Here is a 22,504-nt window from a genome sequence, read left to right on the forward strand (position 1 = left end):
TATAATTTTGATCATAAGCAGATAGATTAAAACCAAATAATGGTTTTAAATCATTTAAAATAGTATGAGATCAACCCTATTATTCATATTTTCATTAGTCTTCCTCAATACGGCATTTGCGCAGCGAAAGGTATATAATATCAAAACTCTTGGAGCGATAGCTGATGGCAAAACCGATAATACCCTCATTATCCAAAAGGCCATTGACCAGGCCTTTGAAGCAGGAGGGGGGACAGTTTGGTTTCCCGCTGGTAAATTTGTGACCAGCGTAATTCATTTACGATCAAATGTGGAATTACACCTTGCTGCAGGCTCTGAGTTATGTGCATCTGTAAAGCGTATTACCTATGGTTCTGGAAAAGCATCCCCGTTGATCAGGGCGGAAGGACAGCAAAATATTTCCATCACGGGAAAAGGGACTATCAACGGGCGGGGTGAAGCTTTGTTAAAAGATATTTACCGGATGCTAAAAGATGGGACGCTAAAAGATACGGAATGGAAAACCTATAACGACTGGCATCAATTACGCCCCGAAGAAGATAACAGGCCTAAGCTTATTGTTTTTGAAAAATGCGATCAGGTTAAGCTTAAAAATATCACCATTAAAAATGGGTTATGCTGGATACAGGATTACAGAAGCTGTACCAATATGGTTATTGACAGCATCAAAGTGACCAGTAATACATTTTTAAACAATGATGGGATTGACCTGGTTGATTGTAAAAATGTGAAGCTGACCAATAGTTTTTTTAACGTGGCCGATGACGGTATCTGTCTGAAATCATCTGATCCACAAGGGGCCTGCGAAAATATATATATCGCTAACTGCCGGGTGCGTTCAAGCGCCAGTGCCTTTAAAATGGGGACGGCTTCCCATGGCGGGTTTAAAAAAATAACAGTTCGTAATATTTATGTGTACGATACTTATCGTTCAGCTATCGCCATTGAATCGGTAGATGGCGCCGTAATAAGCGACATTGATATTAGGGATATTGTTGCAAAAAACACCGGAAATGCCATCTTTATCCACTTAGGGAAACGAAATAAAAAGAGCTCGCCGGGATCAATTAATAACGTTTACATCGGTAATGTTAAATGTGAGGTACCGGCTGGCAAACCAGATGCGGGTTACCATATGGAAGGCCCGCCCGAGCAGTTTGCTCATAATGTTTTCCCATCATCTATTACAGGTATACCGGGTTTTGCACCCAATAACATTACGCTTGAAAATATCGCTATCAATTATCATGGTATCGCCAAAAAACAGGTTGCTTATTTTAACACAGATTCTTTAACCAAAGTCCCTGAAAAAATAGCTAACTATCCTGAGTTCTCCATGTTTGGCGAATTACCTGCCTCCGGATTTTACGTAAGGCATGCTGCTGGTATAAAAATGAAAAATATTAGTATCACTTATGCAGGCAAGGACTTTCGCACGCCCTTTATTTTTGATGATGTAGATAAGCTGACTCTTGAAAAGGTAAACGCAAGTCATAACGATGTGTTACCCATCATGATCCTGAACGGTGTCAAAGACCCCTTATTGCAAGATATCCAGCTACAGGGAAATGACAAGAAATTTATTAAAATACAATAACTTATTCTTAATAATTTGGGAGCAAAGAATTATTAAAAGAACTAAAAAAATGATGACAGGTAATAAAGGCCGCCTCAAGTATTTATTGATATGCTTTATTTGTAGTGTTTTTACCAATGCCCACGCACAATTAAACTTGCCGGCTTCATATGCGCTCATCAAAAGAGTAATACCAGATTATGCGCAGAAATTTAAAGTCCAGGCACTACAAAGCAATACGGCAAAAGATGTTTTTGAGGTTGATGGTGGTGCCAATGGGATGATCATTTTGCGGGGAAACAACGGCATCGCGGTGGCTTCGGCATTGTATTATTATTTAACACAGTACGCGCATTGCCAAATAACCTGGAATGGCACGAATTTGAATTTGCCCGCTAAATTACCTATACCAACTAAAAAGACCAAGAAAGATACACCTTATGATTACCGCTACTATTTAAACTATTGTACTTATAGCTACAGCATGAGCTGGTGGGATTGGAAACGCTGGGAAAAGGAGATTGATTGGATGGCCTTGCACGGTATTAACATGCCATTGGCCATTACCGGGCAGGAATACGTGTGGAACAAAGTATACACCGATATGGGATTTAGTAAAACCGATATGCAGGACTTTTTTACCGGTCCGGCTTACTTTGGTTGGTTTTATATGGGCAATATGGATAAATGGGACGGCCCTTTACCCGAGAGCTGGATAAATAACCATAAAGATCTGCAATTAAAAATACTAAAAAGAGAAAGAGAATTGGGTTTAAAACCCGTACTGCCAGCCTTTACCGGACATGTTCCTGCTTCGTTTAAAACACATTTTCCAAAGGCTAAACTTAAGCAAACCAATTGGAAAAACGGTTTTGCCGATACTTATATACTGGATTCGGAAGATCCTTTGTTTGCGGAGATCGGCAGGAAATTTATTCAGGAACAAACCAGGATCTACGGGACAGATCACCTGTATTCGGCCGATACCTTTAATGAAAACGAGCCGCCGTCAAATGATCCGCAATTTTTGGCTGAATTGAGCGCCCGTGTATATGATGGTATGAAGGGCGCTGATCCAAAAGCGGTTTGGGTTATGCAGGGCTGGTTGTTTTACAGCGACCGCGAGTTTTGGCACGATCAGCAAATCAAAGCTTTATTAAATGCTGTGCCTAATGAACACATGATCGTTTTAGATCTGAATACAGATTTTGAACCCATCTGGAAACGCACCAACGCGTTTTACGGAAAGCCCTGGATTTGGAATATGCTGCATAATTACGGTGGCAATATCAGTTTATTTGGCAGAATGGATGCTGTGGCAAAAGAACCTGCCGCCGCTCTTCATGACCCTGCTTCGGGCCGGATGGTGGGTATTGGCTTAACCATGGAGGCTATTGAACAAACGCCCGTTTTGTATGAGCTGATGACGCAAAATACCTGGCAAAAAGAGCCTATTGACCTGGATAAATGGTTGCCCGAGTATCTACTGAACCGATATGGGGTAAAAAATACAGCAGTATTGGAGGCCTGGCAAACACTGCGGAGTACCGTTTTTAACGGAAAAGACATTCGTGATGGCGCCGAATCGATCATTACCGGCAGACCTACGCTTGATTCTGCAGCTGTGTGGACACGTACCAGACTGAACTATAAACGCAAAGACTTTTTACCCGCGTGGGATAAAATGATAGAAGCTATTCCGGCCTGCCAGAAAAGCGAAGGGTTCAACTATGACCTGGTTGATGTTTCACGTCAGGCCCTGGCCAATTATGCCAGGCCGCTGCAGTTAAAATGGCTGAAAGCATATCAAGATAAGGACCGCCAGGCATTTGATCAATACACCACCCAATACCTGGAGCTTATTGCAGATATAGATAAGTTGCTGGCTACCCGGAAAGATTTTTTACTGGGTCCCTGGATCTCAGATGCCCGTAACTGGGGAAGCAATGAAGAAGAAAAGAACTTGTATGAGCGTAATGCCCGTAATCTGATCACCCTTTGGGGCGACCAAAACAGCCCGCTGCACGAATACTCCTGCCGGCAATGGAGCGGTTTATTGAATGATTTTTATAAAGTACGCTGGCAGCAGTTTTTTGACCTGCTGGGCGAATCGTTGAAGGCTGATAAGGTGCCTGATCTTAAAGCTTTTGATAAATCGATAAGCGCATGGGAATGGCAATGGGTTAATACCCGCAAAAACTACCCAGTATCGCCTTCGGGAAACAGTGTGACGGTTGCCAAACAGTTGTATATAAAATACAGGAAAGCAATGGGAGAAGATTTAAAATAAGATGGAAACAAACGCCACCTCAAATTCTGTAAAGCCTGCCCGGCTGCTATCGCTTGATGCCCTGCGTGGTTTTGATATGTTCTGGATCATGAGCGGAGAAGGAGTTATCCACGCGCTGGCTAAAGCCACAGGTTGGCCTTTATTTTTATGGATGTCGGGCCAGCTACACCATACCAACTGGAATGGTATCACATTTTATGACATGATCTTCCCGCTGTTTTTATTTATTGCAGGGGTTTCCATGCCTTATTCCATGAGTAATAAGATAGGTAAATATGGGGTTGCCTATCCTGATTTATTGCCCGCTAATGCAAAAAAGGAAATCTACAGATCAATGATCAGGAGAACGCTGATCCTGATCTTTTTAGGTATGGTGGTTAATGGGCTGTTTAAATTTAATGGTTATGAAAATACCCGTTTTGCGAGTGTGTTGGGACGTATTGGCCTGGCCTGGTTTTTTGCAGGCCTCATCTATCTGAATTTTGGTTTGCGGGGACAGGTGTGGTGGTTGGGTATATTATTGCTGGGTTATTGGGCTGCTATGGAGCTGATCCCGGTTCCGGGTTATGGAGCCGGCGTTTTAACAATGAACGGCAGTCTTGAATCGTATATAGATCGTCTATTGCTTCCTGGCAGGTTACATGACAAAGTACATGACCCCGAAGGCATATTATCCACTATCCCGGCAATTGGTACGGCTATGCTGGGCATATTTACCGGTCAGTTTTTGAAATACGAATCAGCAAAATGGCCGATGTGGAAAAAGGGGCTGGGGCTTTTTATCGCGGGGCTGGTATTAATATCCCTGGGATTGTTATGGAACATGGCTTTCCCGATCAACAAACGTTTATGGACAAGCTCTTTTGTTTTGTTTGTTGGTGGGTGGAGTTTAATATTTCTTTCGGTTTTTTACTTAGTTATTGATGTTGCGGGTTACCGTAAATGGGCATTTCCATTTGTACTTATTGGTGTAAATTCTATTGTTATATATTTAGCAGCCGAGGGGATGGTTGACTTTCAACATACCGCTAATTTCTTATTTGGAGGGCTTATTGCTCACCTGGCCCAGAATTGGCAAACCTTCTGGGGTGCGGTTTCGATAGTTATTGTACAACTCACCTTTCTGTATATTTTATACCGGAATAAAATTTTTCTAAAGATCTGAATCGTTAATTAAAATTGGATACCGCAGCTTACTTATGAAGTTTAATGTTTCAGTCAAAAGGAAAGCGGTTTTTTCTTTCCTTTTAGTTATCATTAGTTGCCTTTCCTTGTTTACCATAAGCCGCTATACTTCGATCATTGCTTTTATTACGCCATTTGCCGGGTCCAGCCAGTTTTTGAACTCTTCCGTGACTCTGTCAAATTGTACACGGTGGGTAATGTAATTAGCCGGTTGCACCAAGTCTTTTTTCATGGAGGCAATAACATGCTCAAAATCTTTACAGGTAGCATTACGGCTGCTCATTAATGTAGCCTCACGCTTATGAAACTCGGGGTGGCTAACATTAATGTCACCCTTCTGCAAACCGACAAGTACATATCTTGCTCCATGGGCCATATAGTTAAAGCCATTGTTAATTGCTTTCAAGCTGCCTGTGGCATCTATCACTACTGTGGGCATATCTCCTTTTGTTATTGAGGCCAGTCGTTCCAGTACATCTTCGTTCAATACGTTAATAATATAGTCTACCTTCAGTCTGTCCCTGCAAAATTCAAGTCTTTTTGTGTTCAGATCCATCGCGATTACTTTGGCCCCTGCAATGCGGGCAAACTCCATTATTCCAAGGCCTATGGGGCCTGCCCCTATAACCAATACATATTCACCGGGTTTTACATCCGCCCGCCTGATTCCGTGCGCACCTATCGCGAGGGGTTCTACTAAGGCCAGTTCATCATAGCTTAAGCCATCACCATGTACCAGCGAATAGATTGGTACATTCAGGTATTCGGTCATTCCTCCATCCACATGAACGCCACAAACATTAATTTTAGCACAGCAGTTAGGCTTTCCAGATCTGCAGGCAATACAAACACCACAATTAAAGTAGGGAATGAATGTAACGATCTCTCCCTTTTTAAAACCTGGCGCACCATTCGGCTCCACCAACTCCCCTGAAAGTTCATGTCCCAGGATGCGTGGATAATTAAAATAGGGCTGTGTACCTTCAAAGGCATGCAGGTCCGTACCGCATACACCTATTCTCCTGATCCTGATTTGGGCATGTCCCTCTTTTATATCAGGTCTTTCTTTTTCTTTAAAAACCAATCTGCCTGGTTCTTCACAAATAATGGTTTGCATATGATTGATGGTTAAAGCTGAAAAATCTGTTCCATGACTACCCATTTTTCCCCTTCTTTTGCCCAGGGTAGGGGCTGTTGAAATATCCACATTAACTGTTCCCATTCTTGCACTCTTGGATTAAGTGCATCCATCGCTGCTTTTTTTTGGGGCTCATATTGGTCGCTGGTTTCCATGATCATAAACAAGCGGTTGCCTGTACGGTAGATCTGCATATCCCAGATTTCGGCATCCACTATACTTTTGCGTATTTCAGGCCAGCTGTTTTCTGCTTTGTGCCAACGCTCATATTCTGCTATCAGGTGTGGATCATCCTTTAAGTCAAGGGCCAAACAGTATCTTTTCATAGTATATTGAATTTTATAAATAAGCGGCAGCATATGATGCTTCAATCAAGCCGTATTTTTTCATGTCTTTCCAGAACTCAGCCGGGATTTTTAAAGAGGTCAACGCTACATTTTGTGCCACTCTTTTTGCATTGGTGGTACTCAATGCAATGCTTTTAACACCTGGAGCGTTTAGCCCGAATGCAACACAGGCATCTGCGGGTTGTAATTTATGTTGGTTACACAGCTGATAAAATAATTCCCGCCAATGATATAGGCCTTTGTCCCTTATCGGGTCAGTTAACCGATAATTATAATAAGCTGATCCCGTTAAAAAACCGCCATTAAAGACAGCGGAATTGATGATCAGGGTTCCCTGTTTTTCAAGCTCCTGCATAAATTCCACTAATTCCCGGGGATGGCTGTGAATTGTCAGGCTGTTGGCTATCATTACCCAATCCAACGTAACGTCATCAGTTATTTTTTTGATGACCCGCCAATCTTTCGAACCCACACCGATACCCTTTACTTTACCATGCCTCTTTAATTCATTCAGCGCGCAGTAAGCATCCAATATATCCCGGTACCGCCTCGTCTGGTCCTGCTCGTCCTTTGCTGCCGCAAGATACTCGTCGGGGTCATGCACAGATACCAGTTCTGCCCGATAAGCGCTCAGCAACTCATTTCCCTGTTCATAACATTCCAGGATACCTTCGTAACTTATCCGCTGAACGGCATCATATTTTAGATCGCGCCATACTCCGGGTTCGAAAGTTGGCTCAGCTGTTGTTAATTCAGTACGCAGCCAACCCAGCTTATTGCTGATCAGCACATCTGAGGGGGGGACGTTCAGTTGTGTTAAGGAGCTTCCCAGCGATTCCAGGGCGAGTCCGGCGCCATATTTACCGGCTGAATCAAATACAACTGGTTTAGGGGAACACCTGATGCTTTCTGCAACAATAGCCCGCTTTGCCTCATCAGAAAGTGCTACGTATAAATTTCCTAAACTACTGGTTCCGAAAATTATTTGTGGTAAACTGACTTCTTTCATGTGAATGAATTATTGTTAAAGGATAGCGGAAACCGGTAAACTTTCCGGCTCTACTTTTACACGGTAGCCTTTTAATCCAAAAAATGCCACTACTACAAAACAAAGCAATGGTACTACATATCCGTATTGGATATTACCTGTCGCATCGCTGATGTAGCCAAACGCCCTCGGTAAAACGGCACCACCAACAATAGACATAATGATCAGACTGCTGCCGAATTCCGTATCACCCTTTAATTCTTTTATACCCAGTGCGAAAATAGTTGGGAACATGATGGACATAAAAAAGCAGATGCCGATGATGGTATAAATAGTTATCATGCCGTGGCCCCAAATAGCGACTGTACAAAGTAAAATATTGATACCTGCGTAGATGGCCAGTAAATGGGTAGAACTGTAATAACGCATCAGGAAAGTGCCGATGAATCTGCCGATCAGGAATGCCAGGCCGCACAAACCTACATAGTCGGCTGCCTTTACTTCCGATAAACCGGCTGCCTTTGTAGCATACAGGATAAACAGGCTGAAAACACAAACCTGCGCCCCCACATAAAAAAATTGCGCGGCAACTCCCCAGGCCAAATGACGGTGCTTCAGGGCGTGGAAAATGTTTTTACTGGCTGCATGCCCCTCATGCCGTTGGATCCGGGGCAGGCGGGTAAAGGCAAACAGGATGGCAATGATGACAAGTATGCTACCCAGTACAAAGTAGGGTGCTTTCACGGAAGAGGCCTCGGCCGCCAGCGCCAGTTTGCGACCCTGCTCTGTCATTAAGCTTAGTTGTGATGGGGTATAACCTTTTGTAAGTATAATACGCCCCCCAATTATAGGCGCCAGCGTTGTAGCCAACCCGTTAAACGATTGCGCAAAGTTAAGCCTTTGAGTAGAGGTTGCCGGGTCGCCTAACGAAGAAGCATATGGATTGGCGGCTGTTTCTAAAATGGTTAATCCGCAGGCAATGATAAACAAGGCTACCAGGAAAAACGTGTACTGCTGGGTATTGGCTGCTGGTATAAACAAGTAGGAGCCAAATGCAAAAATAAGCAGGCCGGTTATAATGCCTGTTTTATAGCCGTATTTTTTCATAATAAAGCCCGCTGGCAAAGCCATCAAAAAATAAGCTATAAACACCGCCGAATCCACCAGTGTAGCCTGAACGGTTGTAAGTGTAAATGATTTCTTGAGGTGCGGTATCAATATGGGATCCAGATTATGAGCAAAGCCCCACAAAAAGAACAAACTGGTAATTAATATAAATGCGAAAAGATCTTTATTTTTTGTCATAGCCGGATATTGTATTTTTATATTTTCTCTCGCAGATGCTTAATTAGTGGCAGAAATCTTCGCTACCCATCCACCCGCGTTATCCAAATGGATATTGATCACTGAAGTCGCCGAAACTGCTCTTTTAGATTTGGTTAAACTTTGCGGAGACGATAACACATCGGCCCAGGACGACAGGGTATATTTACCCGGCGATAGAAAATCCGTTTTCAATTGTAATGTCCTTTCAGCGTCGTTAGTCATCGCGCCGATATACCAATCCTTCCCGCTTCTTTTGGCGATAATGATGTATTCGCCGGGGTATCCGCCCAACACCCTGGTGTCATCCCAAACGGTAGGCATATTGCTTAAAAAATCGGCGCCTGGCTTACCTAAAATATGCTCAGGCGCATCACAGTAAACCGTAAAAGGGCTTTCATAAATCACAAATTTTGCCAGTTCCGCACAGCGGCTGTTCATGACCTGGGTAGGGCTGCCTTGTCTGAACTCAGATTTCTTCATATTTAAAAATCCACCAGGAGTGTAATCCATCGGTCCGGCCAGCATACGGGTGAATGGCAGAGTGGTATTGTGCCCGGCAGTTATCCGGGTTGAAAACTTGGAGTATTCTTCGCCTAAAACCCCTTCCCGTGTAATCATATTAGGATAGGTACGCATAATACCGTCCGGTTTAAAAGCCCCATGAAAATCAACCATCAAATGGTGCTTTGCGGCGGTTTTAATAATACGGCGGTACCAGTTTACCATTTGCTGATCGTCCCGGTCCATAAAATCAATTTTAATCCCTGCAATTCCCCATTGCTCATATATTGGAAAAGCTTTTTCAAAATTATCATTCCGGTTTACATCCGAACTGTATAACCAAAGCCAGCATCTGACATTTTTCGCTTTAGCGTATGCTAATATCTCCGGCATATTTAGTTGTGGTGCTGGTTTCGTTATGTCAGCCTCCGGTTTGTTGAACGGCCCGTACCATTGCCAGTCAATGAGCATATAGGGCCAGTGTTGTGCCGATCCCAGGTCTATATATTTTTTGATCGTTGGCATATCCATCTTCACCTCCCCACTCCACCAGTTATCCCAGGCGCTCATGCCTGGTTTAATCCAACTGGCATCTTTTAATACACACGGTGGGTTCAGATTTTGTATTAACTCCGATTCAATTAATTTACCCGGAGAATTGGCCAGCATGACCACCCGCCAGGGTGTAAGCAGGTTATTTGTAAACCGTGCCTTAACCCCGTTCTCATTTTCGCCGGGCAAGGGCGATAGCTTGGTAACCAGGTCGACTTTACCAGTCCCTCCGGTATCCGTTTTTAATGACCCTATGTAAAATCCAGGATAATTATCGATATTTGCTTCCGTAATAGCTGCATAATGATGTTGATCCAACTCTACCAGTAGGGGTAAACCGGCAATCGTTTTTTCCGTGATGTGGTTCAGTGTCCGCGGCCAGAACTCCGTCTCTTGAGAAGAAGTATAACTGCCGTAATCAGCCACCCAGCTCTTTGCAAGTGCCGGTAAATTAAAGCTCGTAAGCTCCCTGATAATCTGCCTGTCGCCAATTTTATCCGCTCCGAATAATTGATAGCGAAAAGCGACACCATCATCATAAGCCCTGAAAAATATATTCATTCGGCGCATTTGTCCGGATTTTTCCACCAGCGATAACACTAATTCGTTATAACGATCGGTGATAGTCCCGTGCTTTGATTTCACTACCGGTACCCAGACTTGGCTAATGGAATGCTCTACATGATCGGTTACGGTCATATCGGTGCCAATAGCCGGCTCATTTTTAAACTCAAAACCAAGAGATGAAGGATGTATGATTGTTAAACCATTATTGGAAACAGTGTATTGCAGCTTCGTGCCGTTGCTTATTTCAACAATAGTTTTTTTATCCGGTGATACCAGCTTAAAAGTTTGCGCGAATGAGGTAACTGCCAATGAAACAATAATGATCAAGACATAATAAAATTTCAGATTCATGATATGGTTTAAATAGCTCCCTCAATTTTTAAAACGAATGCATCTTTACCAGGGGCCTGTTCTGGCAATTTTACTTTGAGGCCTGTCTCGCCTTGTTCAAAACTTAACTTATCGTTTCCAAGCAGGCTTACACTGCTCACGTTACCTATCGCATTACCTTTCGCTAATTTTCTAACAAACGCTTCGTTACCGGCGGGCCAACCCAGTATAGTAGCATAAAGTGTTTTACCTTTAGTTGTAAAGCGAATATCTTCGGAGCCGAATGGTTTACCTTTGCCTTCATTAAAGCCCTGTGCGCTGATAGGGGCTGCCGACTCTATTGCAGGGCCTTCGCCAAATATCTTCCATGGGCGGGTGCCATAAATTGCCTCACCATTAACCTGCAGCCAGGCTCCTACACCTTCAACTACGGTACGTTCTTCACTGTCAATGGTGCCGTCACCACGCACCGGTATGTTCAAAAGCAGGTTGCCATTTTTACTTACAATGTCAACAAGCGTATGCACCACCGTTTTGGCGCTTTTGTAGCCTTTATTATCAAATATGCGTCGGTCGTAATGCCAGGATCCAATGCAGGTGTCAGTTTGCCATGGGAAAGGCTCTATCTGATTACTTTGCCCGCGCTCTATATCCCAGATCATGCATTTGCGCTGTTGTTCATCCAACACTTTACCAAACAGTGCGGCTTGCAGTTTTCCATGCTTTTTAACACTGGTGTTGTACATGTGGGCGGCAATTTTTAAGCCCACATCACTTACCGGCCAAAGTGGTAGTACATTATCATCAAAATAAATAAGCTCGGGGCCGTACTTATCTATCAGTTCAATAGTCCGGTTTAAAAATTTATCGCAATACGCCTTGTTTGGTACACTGGCGCCGTTACCCCAAGCCCAATGACTGCCCATGCTGTCATCGTTTAGGCTATCCTGGCTTAGCGCGTGGTTTTGTGCATATAATTCCTGTGGATCGTAACCATTCCACCATTTACCTGCGCCATCCGCTTTAGTAAGCTTGCCATCATAGGGGATGCCTGCATATGGGCCGGTTTTATCCGCTCGCTGGGCAACCTCGTACCAGGTCCATGGGTGAGACGCATGCACTGTTACGCCAAAAGGCAGACCGTGTTGTTTTGCAGCTTTTGCCCAGCCGCCAACCAGGTCTTTTTTGGGCCCCAGTTTGGTAGAGTTCCAGCTTTGATATTTGCTGTCGTAGAGATCGAAGTTATCATGATGATTGGCCAGGGCCATAAAGTATTTGGCTCCTGCTTTTTTATATAAACCCACCAGTTCTTCCGGGTTCCAGTTCTCGGCCTTCCATTCGTTGATTACATCTTTGAACCCAAATTTCGATGGGTGTCCGTATTTCTGAATATGATATTTATATTGGTCGCTGCCTTCCTGGTACATCCCTCGGGCATACCAATCGCCGCGTTCCGGCTGGCATTGCGGCCCCCAATGTGCCCACATGCCAAATTTGGCATCACGAAACCAGTCCGGTACCTGATATTGACTCAATGAATCCCATGTCGGCCTAAATGGACCGGAAGCAATATCCGCGTTGGAATCGAGCGTTAACAAACTGTTTCCATAAAGTTTCGACAGGTATAAGGAGGATAATCCTGTGGCCAAACCTTTGATGAGTGTTCTTCTTTTCATAATTGGGTTTTGTGATTCGTAATAAATAGCTATGCCGACCTGTTATCCGAAATTTTATTAAGGTTCGATAAGTCTCTTTAGCTGTAATTGGTTGATCCGCAATTGATGCATTCCCATCAATAGTTGATAAATCAAATTTCTTTGAAATAATATCTAAATAATTGACTTAATAGGACTTTTTTTTATACAAAACCGACTTTTTGTTTATGTTGAGGCGACGAGGACAATAAAGCCGGACCCGGTTATAGGAGGATACGCCTCCAAACGAATATTTAATTAACCTGTCTTATACATTGTGCATTATGATCAAACGAGCGCTAAAGCATACATTTTCATTAGTGAATGTGGATCATGTAAATCTTATAAAAAAAACAACTTGATCTGGTTAATTTCAAAATCAACCTAAATGATCAAATCAGCTTAATCAATTCATTGGGAGTTTATACGATTTTGTCCGGATGAACTCCCAATGATTGAAAAAATCTGATTCAACTGTTATTTATTTTTCAGCCTTATAATCTTAAATGAATAAGGTTCGACCGCCAGTTTCAAGGTATTACCTGAAATAGTAACAGTACCTTCAACTGGGCTAACCGCGGTTGGTGCTGTCAATGAGTTTTCCGCATCCTTGCTGTCCGCTTTCAGCGTAATTACGGAAGCCTGCTTTTGGTAGCCTTTTGAACCGGTAATTTTAAAGCTTACATTTTGCGCCGACGTACCTGTGTTCACAAATTTGATCACCAGTTCGTTGGTGTTCTTATCTAAACAGGCGGTTGCATAGCTGTCATTTTGCCCGGCTACGGCTTCGTTATTTAAAGTAAGCGGTACTACATCTGTCCCTTTATTGAGCGAGAATAATTGTTGCACATAATAATTTGGCGTGGCATAGCTTTTCAGGTTATCAAACCAGATGAGGTTTGGTGTCCATTGCCAGCCCTCTACATGGGCAAACAGGGGAGCATAGGATGCCATGTTCACTACATCGGCATTCCGTTCCAAACCAGTCATGAAGGCTGCTTCAGAAAGTGCACATTCCCAGTTGTTCTTATTTTGCGGGTTTACCGTAGCTGCGCTTTGCGCGGCGTATTCGCCTGCGAAGATCTTAGGGCCCTTACGGTCATAGTGATCATAGCGGCGGGCATTATCCCTAAACCATTTTGGAGGGGCGTAATAATGCTCGTCCAGAATATCTGCCCCTAAACTCCGGAATGTTGTATTTAACAGATCAAACTCCTTGCCTTCAGGTGCCGGTCCCAAAGCCGATATGATCTTTACATCAGGGTATTTGCTTTTGATGGCTTTAGTAAAAATTTTCCAGCGGTCGATATATTGGAGTCCCCACTGCTCGTTACCTACACCTATCATTTTTAAATTAAACGGTGCCGGGTGACCGAGATCCGTACGCAGTTTACCCCATTTGGTGCCTGCATCGCCATTGGCAAACTCGATCAGGTCAAGCGCGTCCTGCACATATGGATCAAGTTTATCCAAGGGTACCAATTCGCCGGTATTAAATTCACAGGCCATACCGCAATTTAATATCGGCAATGGTGAGGCACCGATATCTTCGGCGGTCATGAAATACTCCATAAAGCCCAAACCAAACGTCTGATAATAATCAGGTGTCGGGCGATGTTTAAATTCGGTATTCCAGCGGTTAATAATATTCTCGCGGTGATCAACCGCGCCTATGGTTTTTTTCCATTGATAGCGGTTATTGAGGTCGCGGCCTTCCACAATACAGCCACCAGGGAAACGTAAAAAACCGGGCTTAAGATCGGCCAGTTTTTGGACCAGGTCGGCCCGTAAGCCACCCGGCCGGTTTTTCCAGGTATGCTCGGGGAACAGGGAGATCATATCCAGGTCAATAATACCTTTACCGCTCATCCAAACATATAATTGCCCTTTTTGCGCTGTAGTGCTTGATTTAAATTTTATGCTGTAACGGTTCCATTCTTTATCCGTGGGTGTCAGTTCGGCTTTACCTATAATGGCGTTATTATCGCCGTGTAACTCAATGTTCAGTTTGACGTTGGCATCACCTTCCTGCTTAGCTATTACCGAAAAACTGTATTCCTCACCTTCCTTAATCCCCATCCCGCGAAAGCCCTCATTCGAAAAACCATAGAAACCGGCATCCGTGGTAATATAGCTTTTTATGAAATGTGCATTCTCCGGTCGCTCAACAGCACGGTTAATTACTTCCGTACGACCATCGCCGCCATCCTTTTTTTGTTCTTTCCAGGCCATTAAAGGCATATTGAATTCGAACGATCGGTTTTTTACCAGTTCGGCATATACGCCGCCGTCGGCAGCAAGGTTAATGTCCTCAAAAAATATCCCATACATGGTCGGCTGGATATGCGCCTTCACCTGATCGGCCGCTATAGTATATTGTGTTTGCGCATGTACTGTACTAAAAGCACCGGCGGCGCACAGCATTAAAAAAGCCTTTTTTAGCATAGCTTATTTATTTGGAGAATTTGTAAATGGTAACCGTATGGTAGGTTTGCCCTGGCTTTAGCACGGTTGACGCAAATGACGGCTGATTGGGTGCATCCGGAAAATGTTGGGTTTCCAAACAAAATGCGGAGCGGTATGGATACGCTTTGCCGCCTTTACCATCTTTGGTTTGGCCTGTTAAGAAATTGCCTGAGTAAAATTGCAAACCTGGCTCATCCGTGAATACTTCCATAGTGATACCTGTTTTGGTGCTTTTAACGGTAGCAACAGGTGCAGTGAGCGTATGCTTATTTAACACAAAATTATGGTCGTAGCCTTTGCCGTTTTTCAATTGCTCATCGGCAGTGACGATATCTTTCCCAATAGTTTTTGGCGCGGTAAAATCAAACGGGGTACCTTTAACCGGCTGCAACTTGCCTGTTGGAATAAGTGTGGTATCAACCGGCAAAAACGCGTCGGCATTTATTTGTATGCTGTTATCGGTAATAGTGGGGCTGCCCGCACCGTTCAGGTTAAAGTATGCGTGGTTAGTTAAGTTAATGATTGTAGTTTTATCGGTAGTGGCTTTGTATTCTATTTTAAGTGAGTTATCATCACCCAAAGTATAAACTACCGTTGCTGTTAAATTACCGGGATAACCGCCTTCACCATCTTTTGATACATAAGTAAGTTCCAGTTGCGAAGCGCTTAGTTGCTTAGCCGAAAATACCTTGCCATAAAAGCCATTAAAGCCGCCGTGCAGCGTATTTACACCATCATTAATATCCAATTGATAGGCTTTACCGTCAAGCATAAACTTACCTTTAGCTATACGATTACCGTAACGGCCGATGATTGCTCCGAAATAAGGCTCTTTTGGTTTTTGATAGCTTTTCAACGAGTCGTAGCCTAAAATAACATCGGTAGGTTTACCGTCTTTATCAGGCACCAGCAAGCTTACCAACCTGCCGCCATAATTGGTAATGGCAACGGTAGCACCGCCGGTATTTTTCAGGGTGAAGAGTTTTACTTTTTGTCCCTGTACATCGGCTTCAAAATTAGCCGAATCGGGTATCAATTGAGTAGTTACCGAGGTCGAATCTTTCACGGTTGAATCAGTTGTTTTTGGATTACCGTTGCAAGCCGCGAAAAGCGCTGCCGAACAGCTTAACATCATTAATAAATTCTTGTTATTTTTCATAATTTAAGGTGGTTAGCTTGCCTTTTTAAAGCATTGCTGTTTAACTATTATAATTTCCAGACAAATAATTGGTTTAGCTGATGGTTAGGAATCAGCGAGACCAATGTATAAAAATTAATTTATAATTGTTAAAAAAACACTTAAAATTTTTGAATAAAAAAAGCCCACCTCGCGCGGACTTTCTTATTCAAAAATCAAATATTTCAACTATTTACCAAAACTTAGCATAAAGCATAGTAAGGAGTATCAGTGTGACCACGATCAGAGCCATGGTTGATTTTTCAACCTTGAACATACTGCTCGGGATTTCAAATGCTTTAGCATTAACTTTCGGGCCAGCTAAGCTGATGGCTACCATTACAATAATGGTGAACATGAACGATAAGCCCATACAGATCAGGAAAGGGATTTCATAACCACCCTTGCCATTAGGGAAAGCCGAGTAAAGGAATGTTTCGTGCCCGAATAGGGCAGGGGCATAATTATTAAACAATACCGACATCAGGAAGCCTGTTAAAATACCGGCGATAGCTGCCGCACCTGTTGTACGTTTCCAAAAGAAACCTAAAATAAAAATGGCAAAGATGCCCGGACTGATAAAGCCGGTATATTTTTGGATAAAAGTAAAGCCACCCTCGCCGCCGATGCCTAAAAGATCTTTCCAGGTTAGCATGATGGAGAATATAAGGGCGGCTAAGATGGTAAGCCTGCCCACAACAACCATGTTCTTTTCGCTGGCTTCTTTGCGGATATGTTTTTTGTAGATATCAAGTGTAAAAATGGTTGAGATGCTGTTGGCTTTACCGGCAAGTGAAGCGACAATAGCCGCCGTTAAAGCCGCTACCGAAAGCCCTTTTAAGCCTGTTGGCAAAAAGCCCAGTATAGCCGAGTAGGCATTATCCGAATTAAAATGACCTCCCGATGCCATTTCCTGTTGTAATGCACCGTTCTTGTATAATACGTAAGCGGCAATACCCGGTAAAACCACAATAACCGGCATGGCCAGTTTCATTAAACCAGCAAAAAGGATCCCGGTACGGGCAGTTTTTAAGTTAGCGCCTAAAGCCCTTTGAGTAATGTACTGATTACAGCCCCAATAGTTCAAATTCACGATCCACTGGCCTGCAAAATACATGGCAATACCGGGAAGCGCCAGGTATTTGTTGATCTCTTCCTGCGGCGCACCCGGCTTTGGTTTGGCCATCATCATTTTAAAGTGATCTGGCGCGTCACTCATCATTTTATTCAAACCCGCCATGGCGTCTTTACCCAGGCCAAAATGGTCACTCACCAAAGTAAGCGCTATATAGGTGGTAGCCAAACCGCCAATAACCAGTACCAATACCTGTATCACATCGGTAAAGCCGATCACTTTCATACCACCCAGCGTAATAAACAGGGCAAAAATGGATAACGCGATGATGATCTCATGCAGGTATCCGCCGCCCATTAAATTGTTAATAGCTAAAGCACCAAGATAAAGTATGGAAGTAAGGTTAACCAATACATACAACAGCAGCCAGAAAATGGCCATAATAAAGCTCACAGTTTCGTTGTATCGCGTATGCAAAAATTGCGGCATCGTGAAAATCTTATTTTTCAGGTACACCGGTATAAACCAAACGGCCACAATAATGAGCGCAATAGCTGCTACCCATTCATAAGCCGCAACGGCCAAACCTACGGCAAAACCCTGCCCGCTGGTGCCTATGAATTGTTCTGCCGATATGTTAGACGCGATCAGTGAGGCGCCAATGGCCCACCAGGTGAGTGAACCCTCGGCCAGAAAAAAGTCGTGACTGTCCGATACGCCTTTGACTTTTTTACGGCTGTATACCCAGTACCCATAACTCGTAACAATAATAAAATAGATTACGAAGATCACGTAATCGATAGTGGAAAATTTGTTCATTATTTGGTTTAATTAGTTTGATTGGCTTGTGGCTTAGTTAGCCTGATTAATTAGGTAAAAGAATATGTTTTTTAAGTGTGTTTTTTACAATTATAAATTAAGCTAAAACTATATTTTTTATTTTTAAAACGCAATGGCCATTTTGTGTTTTTTATTCCACCGAAATTCATCACCTCTTACGGTAGGTTAGGATCAGCTCTCCTGTAAATACGAGGTAACCCCTCATCTTTTATTTTCCGGTGACCGTGTGGTATAAATTATTCTCTTCTGTTTATAGTTTAATCTATAAAAATCTTCTTATCAAATTGTGATCTTCTCACTGATTAGTAAGAAATAAGAGATAGTGTTGTCGGTTGTTTTCAAACACTTAGGTCCTAAACGTGTTTATTACAGTTGATAAATCGTTTGTCTATGCAACAGAAAACTGATCCCCAGGACTTCGAAAAGAGATTTTTGGAATGCGACGATAAATTTAATACCATATTTAAGCTTACCAGTGCAGCCAGCAAGATAATTGCCCCTGACCTGACCATCTTAAAGGTCAATGACGCGCTGACGGAATTAATGGGGTACAGCGCAAGTGAAATTGAAGGAACCAAGATCCTGGAACATGCCTGCGACGCATATCGCCAGCATTGGCATGAACTGCAAATGGAACTATGGTCGAACAAGCTGCCTTTTTTTAAGCTTCAGGCCTGTCTTCATAAAAAAGACAAATCCCTGGTATGGGTAAACGTAACGACCATCCTTTTTAAGGACCAGGGTGAAACTTATGGGTTCACGGTTCTGGATGATATTACCGGACTGAAAGACTTCGGAGAAAGTCAGAAACGGTTGAATATGGCTTTGAAGTATTCAAGAATGGCAGTTTGGCAAATGTCATTAAAAAACAATGCGGTTCACCGCTCCGAAGGGCATGATGAGTTATTTGGCTATGACAAGTTGCAGCCCACATGGACAATCGAAAGTTATCTGCCACTGATATGGGAAGAAGACCGCCCTAAGTTTTTGTCGGCAATCCAATCATTACCCGACCATAAATCGGTGGATCTTCAATTACGGCTTATAACAAAAGATGGATCGCTTAAGTGGGTGAATTTTCAGGGCAAAATAGAAGATGATCCTTCTGGTAATGCCGACAAAGTATTGGGAACAATAGCAGATATCACAAGAGATAAACTGGCCGAGAGGCACAAAGACGATTTTATAAGTATTGCCAGTCATGAGCTCAAGACGCCGATTACCAGCTTGAAAACATCCCTTCAGCTTTTGGCTAGGATGCAAGAGGGTTTGCCGGATAGGTTAAAAGCATTAGTTGCCCAGTCCAATCGAAGTGTGGATAAAATTGTTGTCTTGGTTGATGATCTGTTAAATGCCAATAAGACGTACCAGGATCAACTTGACTTGAAAAAGACGACATTTAATCTGTACACGGTTGTCGAAGAATCCAGTGGGCATTTGCGTCTGGAGGGTTCACACGATGTGGATATTAGCGGCCCTTCAGACTTAATGGTTACCGCTGATGCCGAACGCATTGAAAGAGTGATTATTAATTTCCTGAGCAATGCCATTAAATATGCTCCGAATGCCAGGAAAGTTAGTATCAATATCGAAGAGACGGGGACAGCAGCAAAAGTGTCGGTTACAGATTATGGACCGGGTATACCGGAAGATAAGCTTTCTCTTCTGTTTAACCGCCATTATCAGGCGGGTAAGTTGGATACCCAATATAGCGGGCTCGGCCTTGGGCTATTTATCAGTTCTGAGATCATCAAGAAGCATGGCGGAGCAATAGGAGTGGATAGCAAAGTCGGTTCCGGGAGTACCTTTTGGTTTACCATCCCACTTTAGATATCTTACATCCATTTTGTACGTGATGAAGGTTATGGGATTTCGCCAGCGGACCAGAAGCATCTTTTTTAAAAATTTTACTGTAGACTTTATATCCATGGTTCAGGATTACGAAGCCATCATATACTCATCAACCTTCGCCTTGAATTGATTGATATCAAAAGGCTTGCTAATAAATCCATCGCTATGGGTATTTTCCAGGATTTCCTTCTTGCTTCGGTGTGCTGACATTAGCAGCACCGGAATATGTGCGGTAGCCGCATTCGCTTTCAGTTGTCGGCAGATTTCGACGCCATCGCCGTCCGGTAGCATAATGTCGAGAACAATTAAGGCCGGTAATTCCAGGGAAAGACCCTTTTTAAGCGTGTTTACATCTGGAAACAGTTGTACCTGGTATAGGTCATCCTTTAAGATATAATCAATGAGCAATCTGATGTCCTCATCATCTTCAACAACAAACACTTTTTTTGTGGACATAAAATATCAGTTATACATAATATACGTGTATAAGGCCGTTTTAGTTTGTAAAAGCTGGTAAAGCAAATGTAAATGTCGCTCCATGGCCCTGGGTGCTTTCCACCCAAATCCTGCCACCATGCCGGTCGATAATGTCTTTGGATATATAAAGTCCCAGGCCGAGCCCGGAGGTGTTTCGCTCGTGTTCTTTAACGCGGTAAAACTGGCTAAAGATCTGCTGTTGGTTTTCAATCGAAATACCCGGGCCCTGGTCCTTCACAGAGATATGAACCTCATTTCCGATCCTGATAGCAGTGATGGTTATCTCTTTTGCTTCCGGGGCGTACTTAACAGCATTACCCAATAAATTGGTGAGCACCTGTTCCAGCCGCATTTTATCGCCCGACACCAAAAGTTCTCCGTCTGCCGACATTTTTAAATGATAGGCGGTATGAGCCTGCTCAAACGTATCAGCGACCTCGTCCAAAAGATCCGAAAGATCAAAAGGTTCAAAGTTCAACTGCAGTTTGCCTGCCTGAATTTTAGATATATCAAACAGGTCATTGACCAACTCGTTGAGTTTGGCCAACTGGTTCAGCGCCTTTTCTGCGAAAATTTTAGCAGTGCCATCCGGAACCGCTCTTTGTAATACCTGCAAAAAACCGCTCATTGAAGTCAGTGGCGTTTTAAGCTCATGGGAGGCCAGGGCGATAAATTCATCTTTTTTATCGCTCAGATTCTTTACTTCCTCAAAGAGCCTGGAATTATCTATGGCAACGGCAGCCTGTGATGCTACAGTAACAACCAGATCCTCATGCTCTTTTTTAAAAATGCCAGCCTCTTGATGACCAAAAAAAAGGCCACCGATGACCACGCCTGAATGAGTAAAAACCGGAACCGCCAGATAACTTACAACCTGCAAATACTCTTCGAGCATACCAAAATATGGTGAATTTTTTCCATAACGCGGATCTTTAGTAATGTCATCAATCCGCACAACGCCCTCACCGCTAAAAGTCTGCTGGAAAACAGCTGTGTTGCGAGGTATGGGAAAGTTCTCAAAAGTCGCCTTTGGCGCACCGGAAATGGTATAAAGCCAAGAGGATTCGCCAGCCTGATCTACCTGGTTATAAATGAAGGCTCCGAAGTCCGCGCCGATAAGCCTCGTAGTAGCATCGGTCACTTTTTGTAAGATGTGTTGTAGATCAAGGTCCTCGTTAATACTCTTACTAATCGAATTAAGAATTTCCATACGCTCCATGCTTTTAGCGATGGACCGTTCCGCTTCTTTTTGAGCTGTAATATTCCGGGCTATTTTGGAAGCCCCGATAATTTCACCTGTTTTGTTGAGGATTGGAGACACGGTCAGTGATATGTGCAACTGTTGGCCCCCTTTAGTTCTGCGGATAGTCTGAAAATGATCTACTTTTTTTCCGGCACGAATGTTTTCGATAATAACGTCTTCTTCATCCAAACGATCCGGCGGTATTAGTAATGAAATGTGTTGACCTATAGCCTCTTGCTCCGTATAGCCAAACATATTTTCTGCGCCGATATTCCAGCTGGTAATGATACCTTGCAGGCTTTTACCGACGATGGCATCGTCAGAACTGGCGACAATGGCTGCCAGCCTGGCCTGCTTCTCTTCGGCAGCATTTTCTTCGATGATACTGCGGGCAATTTGTGACGACCCTATAACTTGTCCTTCCGGGTCTCTGATTGGCGAAATGGTTATAGATACAGGTATTTCGACACCCGCCATGGTTCTGCGAATCGTTTTAAATTGCCCGATCCGCTTCCCCGCTATAATATCACGCATGATATCGCTTTTTTCCTGTTGCCGGTTCTCGGGGATCAGGAGGTAAACAGATTCATCGATTATTTCCTCATGGCTATAGCCGAATAGTTGTTCAGCTGCCGGATTCCAATGGGTAATCCGCATATCGAGGTCATGGCAAAATATCGCGTCATCAATGCCTTCAAATATGGATTGCAGGGTTAATAGTTCTTGTGAATGCTGAAGTCTGGTCATTAGTATTCGGGCGGCCAGAAAACGGCATTATCTGTTCAGTGGCTCTCATTGTTTAATTTAATGTATTAATAACCGCAAAAACGCGGAAAGGTTTTAAGTCTGCTTTAAAAGCCGGAAGCCATCATGGACATTAA

15 protein-coding genes are annotated in these 22,504 nt (G+C 43.3%); 4 read left to right on the forward strand and 11 right to left on the reverse strand.

Annotation, left to right across the window (positions count from 1 at the left end):
* The first annotated feature begins 64 nt into the window (after positions 1–64).
* Genes AB6735_RS14950 through AB6735_RS14960 form a run of 3 tightly spaced genes read left to right on the forward strand, consistent with a single transcriptional unit; the run spans position 65 to position 5,031 of the window.
* On the forward strand, positions 65–1,597 hold the full coding sequence (locus AB6735_RS14950) for a glycoside hydrolase family 28 protein (protein ID WP_370996651.1): 1,533 nt from the start codon (positions 65–67) through the stop codon (positions 1,595–1,597).
* A 49-nt stretch (positions 1,598–1,646) separates the two neighbouring features.
* Positions 1,647–3,866: an alpha-N-acetylglucosaminidase gene (locus tag AB6735_RS14955; RefSeq protein ID WP_370996652.1), complete on the forward strand. Its 2,220-nt coding sequence runs from the start codon at positions 1,647–1,649 to the stop codon at positions 3,864–3,866.
* A gap of 1 nt (position 3,867) precedes the next feature.
* Positions 3,868–5,031 (forward strand): acyltransferase family protein, encoded by a 1,164-nt coding sequence (locus AB6735_RS14960; RefSeq protein WP_370996653.1) that lies wholly within the window; start codon positions 3,868–3,870, stop codon positions 5,029–5,031.
* 123 nt (positions 5,032–5,154) lie between these two features.
* Here the strand turns inward: AB6735_RS14960 and AB6735_RS14965 are convergent, their stop codons facing one another.
* From AB6735_RS14965 to AB6735_RS15005, 9 genes are all read right to left on the reverse strand, one after another.
* On the reverse strand, positions 5,155–6,168 hold the full coding sequence (locus tag AB6735_RS14965; protein ID WP_370996654.1) for a zinc-binding alcohol dehydrogenase family protein: 1,014 nt from the start codon (positions 6,166–6,168) through the stop codon (positions 5,155–5,157).
* A gap of 11 nt (positions 6,169–6,179) precedes the next feature.
* Entirely contained in the window at positions 6,180–6,515 is a 336-nt protein-coding gene (locus tag AB6735_RS14970) for an L-rhamnose mutarotase (protein WP_370996655.1), read from the reverse strand.
* A gap of 13 nt (positions 6,516–6,528) precedes the next feature.
* On the reverse strand, positions 6,529–7,545 hold the full coding sequence (locus AB6735_RS14975; protein WP_370996656.1) for an aldo/keto reductase: 1,017 nt from the start codon (positions 7,543–7,545) through the stop codon (positions 6,529–6,531).
* Positions 7,546–7,560: 15 nt separating this feature from the next.
* Complete coding sequence (gene fucP / locus AB6735_RS14980; RefSeq protein WP_370996657.1) at positions 7,561–8,829, reverse strand: L-fucose:H+ symporter permease; 1,269 nt, start codon at positions 8,827–8,829, stop codon at positions 7,561–7,563.
* A 39-nt stretch (positions 8,830–8,868) separates the two neighbouring features.
* A complete protein-coding gene (locus tag AB6735_RS14985) occupies positions 8,869–10,821 on the reverse strand; it encodes a glycoside hydrolase family 97 protein (RefSeq protein ID WP_370996658.1) in 1,953 nt (650 codons plus the stop codon).
* An 8-nt stretch (positions 10,822–10,829) separates the two neighbouring features.
* Positions 10,830–12,476, reverse strand: a complete 1,647-nt coding sequence (locus AB6735_RS14990) for an alpha-L-fucosidase (protein ID WP_370996659.1) — start codon at positions 12,474–12,476, stop codon at positions 10,830–10,832.
* Positions 12,477–12,971: 495 nt separating this feature from the next.
* Positions 12,972–14,939, reverse strand: a complete 1,968-nt coding sequence (locus AB6735_RS14995) for an alpha-L-arabinofuranosidase C-terminal domain-containing protein (protein ID WP_370996660.1) — start codon at positions 14,937–14,939, stop codon at positions 12,972–12,974.
* Positions 14,940–14,946: 7 nt separating this feature from the next.
* Positions 14,947–16,119: an aldose epimerase family protein gene (locus tag AB6735_RS15000; RefSeq protein ID WP_370996661.1), complete on the reverse strand. Its 1,173-nt coding sequence runs from the start codon at positions 16,117–16,119 to the stop codon at positions 14,947–14,949.
* A 211-nt stretch (positions 16,120–16,330) separates the two neighbouring features.
* Positions 16,331–18,031 carry a sodium/solute symporter gene (locus AB6735_RS15005; protein ID WP_370996662.1) on the reverse strand — a complete coding sequence of 567 codons (1,701 nt, stop codon included), beginning with the start codon at positions 18,029–18,031 and terminating at the stop codon, positions 16,331–16,333.
* A gap of 411 nt (positions 18,032–18,442) precedes the next feature.
* On the opposite strand from AB6735_RS15005, the gene AB6735_RS15010 reads away from it, so the two are divergent.
* Positions 18,443–19,882: an ATP-binding protein gene (locus AB6735_RS15010; RefSeq protein WP_370996663.1), complete on the forward strand. Its 1,440-nt coding sequence runs from the start codon at positions 18,443–18,445 to the stop codon at positions 19,880–19,882.
* Positions 19,883–19,990: 108 nt separating this feature from the next.
* On the opposite strand, the gene AB6735_RS15015 is transcribed toward AB6735_RS15010, so the two are convergent.
* Complete coding sequence (locus tag AB6735_RS15015; RefSeq protein ID WP_370996664.1) at positions 19,991–20,359, reverse strand: PleD family two-component system response regulator; 369 nt, start codon at positions 20,357–20,359, stop codon at positions 19,991–19,993.
* A gap of 40 nt (positions 20,360–20,399) precedes the next feature.
* The gene (locus AB6735_RS15020; RefSeq protein ID WP_370996665.1) at positions 20,400–22,370 is read right to left on the reverse strand and encodes a PAS domain S-box protein; all 1,971 of its coding nucleotides are present in this window, start codon (positions 22,368–22,370) and stop codon (positions 20,400–20,402) included.
* Between the last annotated feature and the right edge of the window lie 134 nt (positions 22,371–22,504).

Origin of the sequence: Mucilaginibacter sp. RCC_168 (assembly GCF_041355315.1) — a bacterium.
Taxonomy (GTDB): domain Bacteria; phylum Bacteroidota; class Bacteroidia; order Sphingobacteriales; family Sphingobacteriaceae; genus Mucilaginibacter.

Coding starts and splice junctions, on each gene's coding strand:
- AB6735_RS14965 (WP_370996654.1), bottom strand. CDS start 6,168: ATGCAAACCATTATTTGTGAAGAACCAGGCAGATTGGTTTTTAAAGAA.
- AB6735_RS15015 (WP_370996664.1), bottom strand. CDS start 20,359: ATGTCCACAAAAAAAGTGTTTGTTGTTGAAGATGATGAGGACATCAGA.
- AB6735_RS14990 (WP_370996659.1), bottom strand. CDS start 12,476: ATGAAAAGAAGAACACTCATCAAAGGTTTGGCCACAGGATTATCCTCC.
- AB6735_RS14970 (WP_370996655.1), bottom strand. CDS start 6,515: ATGAAAAGATACTGTTTGGCCCTTGACTTAAAGGATGATCCACACCTG.
- AB6735_RS14960 (WP_370996653.1), top strand. CDS start 3,868: ATGGAAACAAACGCCACCTCAAATTCTGTAAAGCCTGCCCGGCTGCTA.
- fucP (WP_370996657.1), bottom strand. CDS start 8,829: ATGACAAAAAATAAAGATCTTTTCGCATTTATATTAATTACCAGTTTG.
- AB6735_RS15000 (WP_370996661.1), bottom strand. CDS start 16,119: ATGAAAAATAACAAGAATTTATTAATGATGTTAAGCTGTTCGGCAGCG.
- AB6735_RS15005 (WP_370996662.1), bottom strand. CDS start 18,031: ATGAACAAATTTTCCACTATCGATTACGTGATCTTCGTAATCTATTTT.
- AB6735_RS15020 (WP_370996665.1), bottom strand. CDS start 22,370: ATGACCAGACTTCAGCATTCACAAGAACTATTAACCCTGCAATCCATA.
- AB6735_RS14985 (WP_370996658.1), bottom strand. CDS start 10,821: ATGAATCTGAAATTTTATTATGTCTTGATCATTATTGTTTCATTGGCA.
- AB6735_RS14975 (WP_370996656.1), bottom strand. CDS start 7,545: ATGAAAGAAGTCAGTTTACCACAAATAATTTTCGGAACCAGTAGTTTA.
- AB6735_RS14950 (WP_370996651.1), top strand. CDS start 65: ATGAGATCAACCCTATTATTCATATTTTCATTAGTCTTCCTCAATACG.
- AB6735_RS14955 (WP_370996652.1), top strand. CDS start 1,647: ATGATGACAGGTAATAAAGGCCGCCTCAAGTATTTATTGATATGCTTT.
- AB6735_RS14995 (WP_370996660.1), bottom strand. CDS start 14,939: ATGCTAAAAAAGGCTTTTTTAATGCTGTGCGCCGCCGGTGCTTTTAGT.
- AB6735_RS15010 (WP_370996663.1), top strand. CDS start 18,443: ATGCAACAGAAAACTGATCCCCAGGACTTCGAAAAGAGATTTTTGGAA.